This is a genomic window from Blautia sp. HA8986 (assembly GCF_056504635.1).
In genome coordinates, this window is sequence record NZ_JBWLUQ010000001.1 from 1,553,933 (window position 1) to 1,566,207 (window position 12,275).

The following is a 12,275-nucleotide window of genomic DNA, read 5'->3' on the forward strand; positions in this document are numbered from 1 at the left end:
TGTCTTCTGGAACCGCCTGCGGAGTTAAAGTTTCTGTTTTCCGCGTTTCTGTTGTCACCGTTGTTCTCGCTTTTCAAAAATCGCTCCTCCATTCAAAATTCACGTCATCCAGCATCTGCTGAAAAACTGCGTATACAGCCTGAAGCTCCTCTTCATCCTCGACTATCTCATAACAAGCTTCAGTGCTTCCCGGAGCTGAAATGTCCTTCAGAATATATGCGTCTGCTTCCTCATCCTGTGAATCGGACACCAAAAGATAAGTCACACCCGCAATGTTGGTCTGCTCCTCTACGTAAAACTCAGCAGTTGTGCCGTCGTCTGACTGAAATATTATTTTTTCCATATTTAATTCTTCCTTATCCGTTCTTGTCAGGCGGATATTATGATCCGCGTTCCTGTTTCGTTCGTGGTCTACTCTTCCGGGTTATCGTTCTCCCGCGCTTTTTTGTATGCTGCGGCATCCAGATATCCCTGCAAAATAAAGACTGCAGCTACCTGATCCAGATACTGTTTACGGTCTTCCTTATGCACGCCAGTCTCTTCCAGTGTACGGTCCGCTGCCATGGTAGTCAGTCTTTCATCCCACATAATAACAGGCAGGCCTGTACGTTTCTCCAGCATTTCCTTGAATTCCAGAGATTTCTCAGCCCGCTCTCCTACGGTATTGTTCATATTCTTCGGGTATCCCAGAACGATCTCTGTCACCTGATACTCCGAAATGATCTCTTCAATACGTGCCAGTGTACGGCGCAGCTTGTTCTCCTGCTTGCGCCATACTGTCTCCACGCCCTGTGCTGTCAGACCAAGAGGATCGCTTACTGCAACTCCCACTGTCTTCGAGCCGTAATCCAGTCCCAGTACTCTCATATTACCGTTCCCAGGATTTATTCTTGATATACTCGGTAAGAAGTTCCTCTACCAGCTCATCACGCTCCACCTTCATGATCATGCTTCTCGCACCCTTGTGGCTGGTGATGTAGGTCGGGTCTCCGGACATAATATATCCTACGATCTGATTTACCGGATTGTATCCCTTCTCATCCATTGCATTGTACACCAGGTCCAGGACTTCTTTTACCTGAAGTTCCTGATCCGGTTTTGTTCTGAAATACTGTGTATTTCCCAGATTATTCTCTGCCATTATCTCTCACGTCCTTAAAATATATTCTTTTTTATTTTAATATAAATTTACATAAATTACAATCTTAATTTTAAGCGAGCTCTCATTCTCTACTCCACAACTTTGCCTGTCATGATATGTTCTTCCAGAAATTCCTCCGCTCTCACTTTCACAATATCATTCACACCGTAGCTTTCAGACTTTTTCACAGCTGTCCTGATATATTCCCGGCTATGTCCCAGATACCAGGTCTGGCCGTCTTTTTTGTACTCTTCCTCTATAAGAACTTCCAGTATTTTTCCAAGCATGGATTTCTCGTAATCGCTTGCATGTCTGTGATGCATGGCGATCATTTTTTCACTGCGAAGAGCTTTTTCGGCCTCTGTCAGCTGTCCATCCATGGCAGCTGCTTTTGTTCCCTGTCTTCTGGAATACTTGAAAATATGTGTCTCATAGAAACGGATACTGTCCACAAAATCATAGGACTTCTGAAATTCCTCTTCTGATTCCTTCGGAAAACCAACGATCACATCTGTAGTCAATGCCGGATTTCCGTAAACTTCCCTTAAAAGCTCACAGCGTTCCCTGTATTCGCCACTTCTGTATCTGCGGTTCATTCTCTCAAGGGTTTCATCGCAGCCACTTTGAAGGGAAAGATGAAAATGCGGGCAAACCTTCGGAAGTGCAGCAATCCCTTCTGCAAATTCTCTGGTAACGATTCCAGGCTCTAGGGAACCAAGACGGATTCTTTTGATTCCTTCAATCTCATGAACTGCACGGATCAGCGAAAGCAACGTCTCTTTCTTCTCCTCCGGGAAGTCCACTCCATAGGAGCTTAAGTGGATTCCTGTAAGAACTATCTCCTTATATCCTTTTTGGGAAAGTGCACGGACTTCTTTCAGCACACTTTCAATATTGCGGCTTCTCACACGGCCTCTTGCATAAGGAATGATGCAGTAGGTACAGAACTGGTTGCATCCGTCCTGAACCTTAATGTACGCTCTTACATGCTCCGCTGTATGATCAATGGAAAGATCCTCGTATTCTTTTGTCTGATTGATCTTGATCACGTGAGAGCCGTGGCCCGGTTTGTTCTCGGCATATTCTGCCAGTGCATCCACGATATTTCCTTTCCGGTTATTGCCAAGCACAAGATCAATAGCCTCATCCTTTTCCAGCTTGTCTCCACCTGTCTGTACATAGCAGCCTGTTGCCACAACAATGGCCTCCGGATTCATTTTTTTTGCTTTGTGGAGCATCTGCCTTGATTTTCTGTCTGCAATATTGGTGACAGTACAGGTATTGATCACATAAATATCCGCTCCCGGTTCAAAAGGTACGATTTCATAGCCTGCCTCCTCCAGGAGCTGCTGCATAGCTTCAATTTCATAAGCATTGACTTTGCAGCCAAGATTGTGTAATGCAACTTTATTTCCCATGTTTCCTCACTTTTTTTACATTTTAACTAATTATTGAAACAATTTTTATCTCTTTTTACCTTGACTTTTCTGGGGCCGACAGGTAAGATGAAAGCTGTAAAACAAAAATCTATCAAGGGAGGTTATTATAATGAAAACAGCTAAAATCTCACTGAACTCCATCGATAAGGTGAAGGCATTCGTAAACGAGATCAGCAAATTCGACTGCGATTTTGATTTAGTGTCCGGAAGATATGTGATCGATGCAAAATCCATCATGGGTATCTTCAGCCTGGATCTCTCCAAGCCAATCGACCTCAACATCCACGCAGACGGCGCTGCTCTGGATAACGTAATGCAGATTATTTCCAAATATACAATCGACTAATCCATGATGTATATTTGAGAGGAACTGTATGGAACATGCAGTTCCTCTTTTTTCATGTGATAAACTATATGGATGAATGGGTCGCACACCGGAATTTCCCTTTTTTCCGGTATGCGGCTTTTTTATATTGCAGTTAAGCCTCATCCATTTCATGAAACCTGTTTACCGGGGTTCCTTTTCTCTCATTTACCGGATCTCAATAATTTCAGTTGTGTTCAGTGCAGTCTCCATCAGCTCATCAATCTTCTCAGAGAGTTTCTGCTCAGAACGGCGGATCACTTTGAGATTGGGCTTCGTTACCGGATGCTTGGCAACAAAAATAGTACAGCAGTCCTCAAACGGCTGTATGGATGTCTCAAAAGTATCGATCTTTCTGGAAATGCGGACGATCTCCTCTTTGTCAAAGCCGATCACCGGACGGTATACAGGCAGTGTGCAGACTTCATTTGTGGAAGCAAGGCTCTGTAATGTCTGGCTTGCAACCTGTCCAATGCTCTCACCTGTAATCAGGCCAAGACAGCGGTCTTTTTTCGCAAAGTGCTCAGCAATACGCATCATGTATCTTCTCATAATGATAGTAAGCTCATCATGCGGGCACTGATCATAAATATAAAGCTGGATATCTGTAAAATTAACAACATGAAGGCGAATCGGTCCACTGTATTTTGCTACCAGACGGGCAAGATCCACAACTTTCTGTTTGGCACGTTCGCTTGTGTAAGGCGGTGCATGGAAATATACCGCATCGATCTTAACTCCACGTTTTGCGATCATATAACCGGCAACCGGACTGTCTATTCCGCCGGAAAGAAGCAACATGGCTTTTCCGTTGGTTCCGATGGGCATTCCGCCTGCTCCCGGGATTGTCTGGGAATATACATAGATTTTGTCACGGATCTCAACAGAAAGATCCAGTTCCGGATGATGAACATCCACACTTGCCTCAGGAAAAGCATCCAGAATACGTCCACCCAGCTCTGCGCTGACTTCCATAGAGCTGATCGGATAAGACTTCTTTGCACGGCGTGTCCATACCTTGAAGCTTCCGTTAAAGTCCGGATGCCACTGCTTCATATATCCAACCACATCTTCTGCAAGCTTCTCAAATCCCTGTTCCTCATAAATCATAACCGGACAGATACCAACAATACCAAATACATGCTGCAGTGCATCCACAGCCTCATCATAATCATAATTTTCCGGACAGAATACATAGACTCTTCCCTGCTCTTTTTTTACCTCAAACTCGCCCTCAATCTTGGAGAGTGCGATCTCCATCTGATGTACGAGAGCATCTTCAAAACGGTAGCGGTTTTTTCCCTTAAGGGCAATCTCCGCATATTTGATCAGAAATGCGTGTACTAACATAAAAATTCCTTTCCTGTATATTATCTGCGTGCATATTTGCGCAACATTGGAATCGATTTCTTCAGGGTATCGATGCAGTAATCCACTTCCTCAAAAGTATTCTCCTCACAGAAGCTGATACGGACAGTGCTCTCCACATCAGCTCTTGATAATCCCATTGCTGTCAAAGTCGCACTTGGTTTTCTCTTATGGCTGGAGCATGCACTTCCTGCGGAAATATATACTCCGAATTCTTCCAGTGTATGAAGCAGAACTTCGCTCCGGACTCCGTGGAAGGTAACGCTCATAATGTGCGGTGCCCCCTCATTTAACGGCATTCCGTTGACAGTAACGTCTCCAAGTTCTCTTAAGCCCTCTGCCATCCGCTGTTTCAGGTCATAGAGGTGCTGTATTTTTTTGTCAAAATCTGTGTAAACCATCTCAGCTGCCACACCAAGACCTGCAATTCCCGGTACATTGTCTGTTCCGGAACGCATACCGTTCTGTTGCCCACCACCAAGGATCTGAGGCTGTACTCTTACTTTCTCATTGATGTAAAGAAATCCCACACCTTTCGGGCCGTGGATCTTGTGGCTGCTCACAGAAAGAAGGTCTATTCCCAGTTTCTTCGGATAGATACGGTACTTACCAAATGCCTGGATCGCATCTACATGAAAAAGTGCTTTCGGACTTTTCTTATGAACCAGTTTTCCAATCTCGTCGATCGGCATCACCGCACCAACTTCATTGTTTACATACATAACAGACACAAGGATCGTATCCGAACGCAAAGCTGCATCCAATGCATCCAGCTTTACAACTCCCCGCTCGTCAACAGGTAGAATTGTCACCTCATAGCCCTGCTCCTTCAGATAAGCAAAAGGCTGGGCCACCGCTGCATGCTCTACTGCTGTTGTGATGATATGGTTTCCCATACGCTTATTGGCTTCCACACCGCCAATGATGGCAAGGTTATCCGATTCTGTTCCACCGGAGGTAAAAAGAATCTCTTTTTCATTCACTTTCAGTAATTTTGCAAGGGTCTGGGCACTTCTGCGGACATAATTCTCCGCTTCCATTCCCTTTTTCATGCATGGCAGAAGGGTTTCCAAAATCTTCTGTCATGGTTTTGCAGACAATATCCTTTACTTCATCGAAGCATCTCGTTGTCGCGGAATTGTCAAAATATGCTTCCATAATCTATTCATCCTCCAGTTGAAACATCAGAACAGAAAGTACTGCGAGTCCCGCGGTTTCCGTCCGTAAGATTCGGTGTCCCAGGGTGATAGGTTTCGCACCCGCTTCCATGGCATCTGCCACTTCCTGCTCTTCAAAACCACCCTCAGGGCCGATAAAGACACCTATGCTTTTTCCCGGTTCGATCGACCGGATCAGCTCCTTTGTCTCTTTCATTCCTTTTGCAAGCTCATAAGGGATCAGCAGAACGTCCAGTTCTTTTGCATAGGCAAGGGCCTCTTTAAAAGTCATCACTGAACGGACTTCCGGTACCAACATACGCTTGGACTGTTTTGCCGCACTCTCTGCGATCTGCTGCCAGCGTGACACTTTTTTCTCTGCTTTCTTATTATCCAGTTTTACCACACAACGTCTGGTTGAAACCGGAACTACGGAATATGCTCCAAGCTCTACTGCCTTCTGGATGATCAGCTCCATCTTGTCTGCTTTCGGCAGGCCCTGAAACAGATAAATGCGGTTTTTCAGCTCATAATCCGGCTCCTGAACATATAAAATATGAAGAAGTACCTCATCCTCTTCCGTACTTTCAATCACACAGTGGTACTCTTTTTCTTTATCGCTGATCCAGAGCTCCTCACCTTTTTTCATACGAAGCACATTCGCGATATGATTGACGTCATTTCCTGTGATGTGGATCTCATGTCTGTCCCTGTCGATCTGATGCGGTTCCACAAAAAATCGCTGCATGAGATCAGTCCTTTCTTGCTGTCACAGATACCCACTCGCCCTGATGAGTCACCTCAACAAGAGTCAGTCCGGCGTCTTTTACAGCCTGCACTACAACATCCTCCTTTACATCCAGGATGCCGGATGTAATGTAGTAAGCGCCTTTTTTCATCTGTGCAACGATAACCGGTGTCAGAGGAACCAGAACATCTGCAAGAATGTTTGCAGTTACAATGTCATATTTCTCATATCCGACCTGATCCTGCACCTCTTTGTCATCAATGATATTTCCGATCATCATGTCAAAAGACTTCTCTTCAATCTGATTTGCTTCTTTATTCTCGGATACCGCCGGAACTGCACATGGATCAAGATCTGTTCCTACCACATGGCCTGCGCCAAGCTTTAATGCTACGATTCCAAGGATTCCACTTCCGGTTCCCACATCCAGGATCTCCATGCCTGGCTTCACAAATTTCTTCAGCTGACGGATCACAAGCTGTGTGGTCTCATGCATTCCTGTACCAAAAGCTGTTCCCGGATCAATGTGGAGGATCATCTTGTCCTTATCTTCTGCCTTCACTTCTTCCCAGGACGGCACGATCAGAATGTCGTCTACATAGAACTGATGGAAATACTGTTTCCAGTTATTGATCCAGTCCTTGTCCTCTGTCTGGGATTCTGTGATCGTAGCTTCTCCGATGTCAACAAAACTTCTTAAGTCTTCCAGTGCAGCTTTTACATCCTTCAGGATGGCTTCTGTATCTGCATCTTCCTCAAGATAAAAGTTCAGATATGCAATACCATCATCTGCCGGGCCTTCAGGCATGATATCCACAAACATCTGCGCCTTGTCCTCATCGGTCAGTGGCTGCTTATCCTGGATCTCCACACCTTCAATTCCCACCTCGGCAAGTGTACAGATCACAATATCTTCTGCCTCTGTTTTTGTTTTCAGTGTAAAACGGTTCCATTTCATATTTCTATATCTCCTTATGCTGTATACACATTTACGGATTTTCGTTCCTGTCTGTTGCCTGTTTTCTTTTCCCCAAAAACGGGCACTTCTTTTAATATACACGAATACAGTAAAAAAAGAAAGAGGCATTTTTCGCCTCTTTCCTGTTTTTGCTTCATTTATTCCTCAAACATTTCCTTGACTTTCTCGCGGAAACCTTTTTTCTTCTTTTCCGTTTTTTCTGAAGTCTCGGCTGTACTGTCCTCTGCCGGACGGTTGCCGCATGCCGCGTCAAAAGCTGCCAGGGCTTTCTTTGCATCCTCATTTAAGTTGGTCGGGGTCTGGACTACCAGTGTTACATAATGGTCGCCACGAACGTTCTTGTTGCGTAATGACGGAACACCTTTTCCTTTCAGACGGATTCTTGTATCTGTCTGTGTTCCCGGCTTCACCTCATAAGTCACCTCGCCGTCAACGGTATTAATACGCATCTCACCGCCAAGTGCAGCCTGAGCAAATGTGATCGGAGCTGTTGAAAAGATATTCATATCCTGTCTCTGGAAGATCGGATGACGGGCTACATTTACCTCAACCAGCAGATCTCCTCTTGGTCCACCGTTAGTTCCCGGCTCACCTTTATCACGGATACGGATACACTGACCATTATCAATACCTGCTGGTACAGATACCTGGATCTTCTTTCTGGAAGATGTATATCCGGTTCCACGGCAGGCACTGCATTTTTCTTTGATCACTTTACCGGTTCCGTTACAGTCCGGACAGGTCTGGACATTACGTACCATACCGAACATGGACTGCTGGGTGTAAACAATCTGTCCCTGACCTTTACATTTCGGACAGGTGACCGGTGATGTTCCAGGTTTTGCTCCGGTTCCGTGACATGTGGTACATTCATCCTTCAGAACGATCTCCAGCTCTTTCTCGCATCCGAAAACCGCTTCCTCAAAAGTAATATTCACACGTGCACGAAGGTTTGCCCCCTTCATCGGTCCGTTATTTGCCCGTCTGGTTCTGCCTCCGCCGCCGAAAAGGTCTCCGAAGATATCTCCGAAGATGTCTCCCATATCTGCGCCGTTAAAGTCGAATCCGCCAAAGCCGCCGGCACCGCCTCCGCCGCCGTTTTCGAATGCTGCATGGCCAAACTGGTCATACTGTCTTCTCTTGTCGGCATCACTTAAAACGGAGTAAGCCTCTGTCGCCTCTTTGAACTTCGCCTCAGCCTCTTTATCACCCGGATTTACATCCGGGTGATATTTTTTGGCCAGCTTACGATATGCTTTTTTTAATGTTGCGTCATCGGCGTTTTTATCCACACCTAAGACTTCATAATAATCTCTTTTATCAGCCATTGTAATTATTTCCTACTTGTCTTAGACTTCCTTGTAATCAGCATCTACAACATCATCGCCGTATCCTGCTTCATTTCCGCCCTGAGCACCAGCGTTTCCGCCCATATTGCCCATATCCGGTCCAGGACCAGCCTGACCCTGAGCTCCCTGAGTCTGCTCATACATCTTGGAAAACAGCTTCTGAGCACTCTCCATCATCTTCTCCTGTGCAGCCTTGATGTCTGCAACCTGAGAATCTGTAAGCTCCTGAGCATTTGCAGTCTGTGCAAGAAGATCCTTCAGTGCATTGAGGTCTGCCTCAACACTTGCTTTATCGTTTGCATCAAGCTTATCGCCTGCTTCCTTCAGTGCATTCTCAACCTGGAATACCATGGAGTCTGCATTGTTTCTTGTGTCGATCGCCTCTTTACGTTTCTTATCCTGAGCCTCGAACTCAGCTGCCTCTTTGACAGCTTTGTCGATATCGGAATCGGACATGTTGGAACCAGCTGTGATAGTGATGTGCTGCTCCTTACCTGTTCCAAGATCCTTAGCGGATACGTTAACGATACCGTTGGCATCAATATCAAATGTTACCTCGATCTGCGGAACTCCACGACGTGCTGGCGGGATTCCATCCAGACGGAACTGGCCAAGGGATTTGTTGTCTTTCGCAAACTGACGCTCACCCTGTACAACGTTGATATCTACAGCTGTCTGGTTGTCAGCTGCTGTAGAGAAGATCTGGCTCTTCTTTGTAGGAATTGTAGTATTTCTCTCGATCAGACGAGTTGCGATACCACCCATTGTCTCGATGGACAGTGACAGCGGAGTAACATCCAGAAGAAGGATATCACCGGCACCTGCATCACCTGCAAGCTTACCACCCTGTACGGAAGCACCAAGTGCAACACACTCATCCGGGTTCAGGTTTTTGCTAGGCTCTTTGCCTGTTAACTGTCTTACCTTATCCTGTACTGCCGGGATACGGGAAGAACCACCAACCAGAAGTACCTGGCCAAGCTCGGAAGCTGTGATACCTGCATCAGACAGTGCACGGCGAACCGGCTCAGCAGTCATCTCTACAAGGTCATGTGTCAGCTCATCAAATTTAGCTCTTGTAAGGTTCATATCGAAATGCTTCGGTCCCTCAGCTGTAGCTGTGATGAACGGAAGGTTGATGTTTGTTGTTGTTGCGGAAGAAAGCTCTTTCTTAGCCTTCTCAGCTGCTTCTTTCAGTCTCTGAAGAGCCATCTTGTCGTTGCTTAAGTCTACGCCCTCTGTTCTCTTGAACTCGGAAAGCATGTAATCTGTGACCTTCTTATCAAAGTCATCTCCACCAAGACGGTTGTTACCAGCTGTGGAAAGAACCTCGATAACGCCATCACCGATTTCGATAACAGATACATCAAATGTACCACCACCAAGGTCGTATACCATGATCTTCTGCTCTTTCTCATTGTCAAGACCATATGCAAGAGCTGCTGCTGTAGGCTCGTTGATAATACGTTTTACATCAAGACCTGCGATCTTACCTGCATCTTTGGTTGCCTGACGCTGAGCATCGTTGAAGTAAGCCGGAACTGTGATAACTGCCTCTGTTACTTTCTCACCAAGATATGCCTCTGCATCCTTTTTCAGTTTCTGAAGGATCATTGCGGAGATCTCCTGTGGAGAATATTTCTTATCGTCGATTGTTACACGGTAATCTGTACCCATCTCTCTCTTGATGGATGAGATTGTTCTGTCAGCGTTTGTAACTGCCTGACGTTTTGCAGGCTCTCCTACAAGACGCTCTCCTGTTTTTGTGAATGCTACAACGGATGGTGTTGTTCTTGCTCCTTCTGTATTTGCGATAACTGTTGGCTGTCCACCTTCCATTACGGCTACACAGCTGTTTGTTGTACCTAAGTCAATACCAATAATCTTTCCCATGATTTTTTCCTCCTGTTTTAGTCTGTATCTGTAAAATTACAACTTGTTAACAATTAATCAGTTAGCAACTTTTACCATGCTGTGGCGTACTACAAAATCCTTATAAGTGTAACCTTTCTGGAATTCTTCCACCACAATGTTCTCGCCAACCTCTTCATCCTCCACATGCATCACTGCATTATGGAAATCCGGGTTAAACTCTTTACCAACTGCTTCGATCGGCTTCACACCGAGCTCATCCAGTGTTGTGGTAAGCTGCTTGTAGATCATTTTCATTCCATCTGCAAAAGCATCTCCTTCCTGCGCCTGTGCAAGACCTCTTTCGAAGTTATCCACAACCGGCAGGATCTTCTCAACGATCTCTTTCGCTCCGATGATATACATGCTGGATTTTTCTTTTTCTGTTCTTTTACGGAAATTATCAAATTCAGCCATGGTTCGCTTCAGGCGATCGGTAAGCTCCTCCACCTTCTGCTCAGATTTATCTTTTTTCTTCTTTCCGAAGAAGGAAGTCTTTGATTTTTCTTCTTTTTTATCCTGTGGGGCAGTTTCTTCGCCTGGAGTATTATTTTCTTCCTCCGGCAGATCTTCTCCCTCCGGTGTCAGGTTTTTTTCTTCCTGATCTCCGTCAGTTACGGGAATCTCGTTCTCCGCTTCCTGCTCTTCGGATGTTTTCTTTGTTTCCTCCGACACTTTTCTTCTACCGCCTTTCTAAGTTTTCTTCTTTTTCAAAACGTCATCCAGATGATTCTTCAGTTCCTTCAGACTGTCCACTACATTCTCATAATCCATTCTCTTGGGGCCGATGATCCCGATGGTTCCGTACATTCCGTCTCCCAGTTCATATCTGGCAGTTACAATGCTGCAGTCCTTCATGGTCTGGATCGGCATCTCATCACCAATGTAAACCTGGATTCCTGTATTTTCTCCATCTGACATCTGTTCTTTCACAAGATCGGCAAGTTCATGCTTCTCTTCAAATGCGGAGATCAGCTCCGTTGCCTTCTCTTTATCGGCAAGCTCCGGATACTTGAAAATGTTAGTTGCACCTGAAGTGTAGATCTCCATATCTTCCTCTTCCACATGAATAGTGGCTGCCACTGCATCCAGAACTGTGGCCACCACACCACTATGGCTGCCTGCCTGTTCCTTCAGCCTGGCGATCATCCCAAGATTGATATCCTGGATCGGAATCCCATTGAGATTGGTGTTAAGAAGAAGATTCAGCTTCAGGATCGTCTGGTCGTCCATTTCCTCATCCAGATTGATGATCTGGTTCCGGACTGTGTTGTTGTCACTGACAACCACTGCCACAAGCTGAAGCTCGCTCATTCTCGACAGCTGGATGAACTTGATCTTGTTGCCGCTGTACTGCGGAACGGAAACCATGGTAGCGTAATTGGTATTGGAAGCAAGAACCTTCGCAACCTTCTTAAGCACCTTATCCATCTTATCTGTCTTCTCAATGATCAGATCCCGCAGCTCTGCAACCTCGGCTTCCTTCTCCTTCATCAGCTCATTAACGTAAAGTCTGTAGCCCTTATCAGAAGGAATTCTTCCTGCTGAGGTATGAGGCTGGACGATATAGCCCATATCTGTCAGGTCTGACATTTCATTTCGGATCGTTGCGGAACTTACATTGAGATCCGCATACTTGGAAATGGTCCTGGAGCCAACCGGTTCTCCGGTTTCCATATAGGTCTTGATGATTGCTTTTAAGATTTTTTGCTTGCGCTCATTCAACACCTCTTCCATGAAGCCATCTCCTTTCCTTTTTATTCTTCCTGACGGATGTTGATTCTTTTTTATATCTGTTAGCACTCATTTTAGTGGAGTG

12 protein-coding genes and 1 pseudogene are annotated in these 12,275 nt (G+C 45.5%); 1 reads left to right on the forward strand and 12 read right to left on the reverse strand.

Features of this window, described 5'->3' with window-relative positions; translation table 11 throughout:
- Positions 1–73: 73 nt before the first annotated feature.
- The 4 genes from AC04Q4_RS07255 to mtaB form a co-directional block, all read right to left on the reverse strand.
- Positions 74–343, reverse strand: a complete 270-nt coding sequence (locus tag AC04Q4_RS07255) for a DUF1292 domain-containing protein (RefSeq protein WP_173737327.1) — start codon at positions 341–343, stop codon at positions 74–76.
- 68 nt (positions 344–411) lie between these two features.
- Entirely contained in the window at positions 412–867 is a 456-nt protein-coding gene (ruvX, locus tag AC04Q4_RS07260; protein WP_173737328.1) for a Holliday junction resolvase RuvX, read from the reverse strand.
- Between the two features lies 1 nt (position 868).
- Complete coding sequence (locus tag AC04Q4_RS07265; RefSeq protein ID WP_015527087.1) at positions 869–1,141, reverse strand: IreB family regulatory phosphoprotein; 273 nt, start codon at positions 1,139–1,141, stop codon at positions 869–871.
- Positions 1,142–1,230: 89 nt separating this feature from the next.
- Entirely contained in the window at positions 1,231–2,559 is a 1,329-nt protein-coding gene (gene mtaB / locus AC04Q4_RS07270; RefSeq protein ID WP_173756945.1) for a tRNA (N(6)-L-threonylcarbamoyladenosine(37)-C(2))-methylthiotransferase MtaB, read from the reverse strand.
- A 130-nt stretch (positions 2,560–2,689) separates the two neighbouring features.
- On the opposite strand from mtaB, the gene AC04Q4_RS07275 reads away from it, so the two are divergent.
- On the forward strand, positions 2,690–2,926 hold the full coding sequence (locus AC04Q4_RS07275) for an HPr family phosphocarrier protein (RefSeq protein ID WP_015527084.1): 237 nt from the start codon (positions 2,690–2,692) through the stop codon (positions 2,924–2,926).
- Positions 2,927–3,112: 186 nt separating this feature from the next.
- Here the strand turns inward: AC04Q4_RS07275 and thiI are convergent, their stop codons facing one another.
- From thiI to hrcA, 8 genes and pseudogenes are all read right to left on the reverse strand, one after another.
- Positions 3,113–4,294 carry a tRNA uracil 4-sulfurtransferase ThiI gene (gene thiI, locus AC04Q4_RS07280; protein ID WP_173737330.1) on the reverse strand — a complete coding sequence of 394 codons (1,182 nt, stop codon included), beginning with the start codon at positions 4,292–4,294 and terminating at the stop codon, positions 3,113–3,115.
- 20 nt (positions 4,295–4,314) lie between these two features.
- Positions 4,315–5,470, reverse strand: a pseudogene (locus AC04Q4_RS07285) (cysteine desulfurase family protein).
- A gap of 3 nt (positions 5,471–5,473) precedes the next feature.
- Entirely contained in the window at positions 5,474–6,217 is a 744-nt protein-coding gene (locus tag AC04Q4_RS07290; RefSeq protein WP_173737332.1) for a 16S rRNA (uracil(1498)-N(3))-methyltransferase, read from the reverse strand.
- 4 nt (positions 6,218–6,221) lie between these two features.
- Complete coding sequence (gene prmA, locus AC04Q4_RS07295; protein ID WP_177290429.1) at positions 6,222–7,175, reverse strand: 50S ribosomal protein L11 methyltransferase; 954 nt, start codon at positions 7,173–7,175, stop codon at positions 6,222–6,224.
- A 158-nt stretch (positions 7,176–7,333) separates the two neighbouring features.
- A complete protein-coding gene (gene dnaJ, locus AC04Q4_RS07300) occupies positions 7,334–8,524 on the reverse strand; it encodes a molecular chaperone DnaJ (RefSeq protein WP_119240925.1) in 1,191 nt (396 codons plus the stop codon).
- 21 nt (positions 8,525–8,545) lie between these two features.
- Positions 8,546–10,438 carry a molecular chaperone DnaK gene (gene dnaK / locus AC04Q4_RS07305; RefSeq protein WP_015527076.1) on the reverse strand — a complete coding sequence of 631 codons (1,893 nt, stop codon included), beginning with the start codon at positions 10,436–10,438 and terminating at the stop codon, positions 8,546–8,548.
- Between the two features lie 57 nt (positions 10,439–10,495).
- Positions 10,496–11,131, reverse strand: coding sequence for a nucleotide exchange factor GrpE (grpE, locus tag AC04Q4_RS07310; RefSeq protein ID WP_173737334.1), 636 nt, complete (start codon positions 11,129–11,131; stop codon positions 10,496–10,498).
- A gap of 18 nt (positions 11,132–11,149) precedes the next feature.
- Positions 11,150–12,193 (reverse strand): heat-inducible transcriptional repressor HrcA, encoded by a 1,044-nt coding sequence (gene hrcA, locus AC04Q4_RS07315; protein ID WP_015527075.1) that lies wholly within the window; start codon positions 12,191–12,193, stop codon positions 11,150–11,152.
- Between the last annotated feature and the right edge of the window lie 82 nt (positions 12,194–12,275).

What these genes read in the sequence shown, in the direction of transcription:
- AC04Q4_RS07255 (WP_173737327.1), bottom strand. Translation starts at nt 343, where the DNA reads ATGGAAAAAATAATATTTCAGTCAGACGACGGCACAACTGCTGAGTTT.
- ruvX (WP_173737328.1), bottom strand. Translation starts at nt 867, where the DNA reads ATGAGAGTACTGGGACTGGATTACGGCTCGAAGACAGTGGGAGTTGCA.
- AC04Q4_RS07265 (WP_015527087.1), bottom strand. Translation starts at nt 1,141, where the DNA reads ATGGCAGAGAATAATCTGGGAAATACACAGTATTTCAGAACAAAACCG.
- mtaB (WP_173756945.1), bottom strand. Translation starts at nt 2,559, where the DNA reads ATGGGAAATAAAGTTGCATTACACAATCTTGGCTGCAAAGTCAATGCT.
- AC04Q4_RS07275 (WP_015527084.1), top strand. Translation starts at nt 2,690, where the DNA reads ATGAAAACAGCTAAAATCTCACTGAACTCCATCGATAAGGTGAAGGCA.
- thiI (WP_173737330.1), bottom strand. Translation starts at nt 4,294, where the DNA reads ATGTTAGTACACGCATTTCTGATCAAATATGCGGAGATTGCCCTTAAG.
- AC04Q4_RS07290 (WP_173737332.1), bottom strand. Translation starts at nt 6,217, where the DNA reads ATGCAGCGATTTTTTGTGGAACCGCATCAGATCGACAGGGACAGACAT.
- prmA (WP_177290429.1), bottom strand. Translation starts at nt 7,175, where the DNA reads ATGAAATGGAACCGTTTTACACTGAAAACAAAAACAGAGGCAGAAGAT.
- dnaJ (WP_119240925.1), bottom strand. Translation starts at nt 8,524, where the DNA reads ATGGCTGATAAAAGAGATTATTATGAAGTCTTAGGTGTGGATAAAAAC.
- dnaK (WP_015527076.1), bottom strand. Translation starts at nt 10,438, where the DNA reads ATGGGAAAGATTATTGGTATTGACTTAGGTACAACAAACAGCTGTGTA.
- hrcA (WP_015527075.1), bottom strand. Translation starts at nt 12,193, where the DNA reads ATGGAAGAGGTGTTGAATGAGCGCAAGCAAAAAATCTTAAAAGCAATC.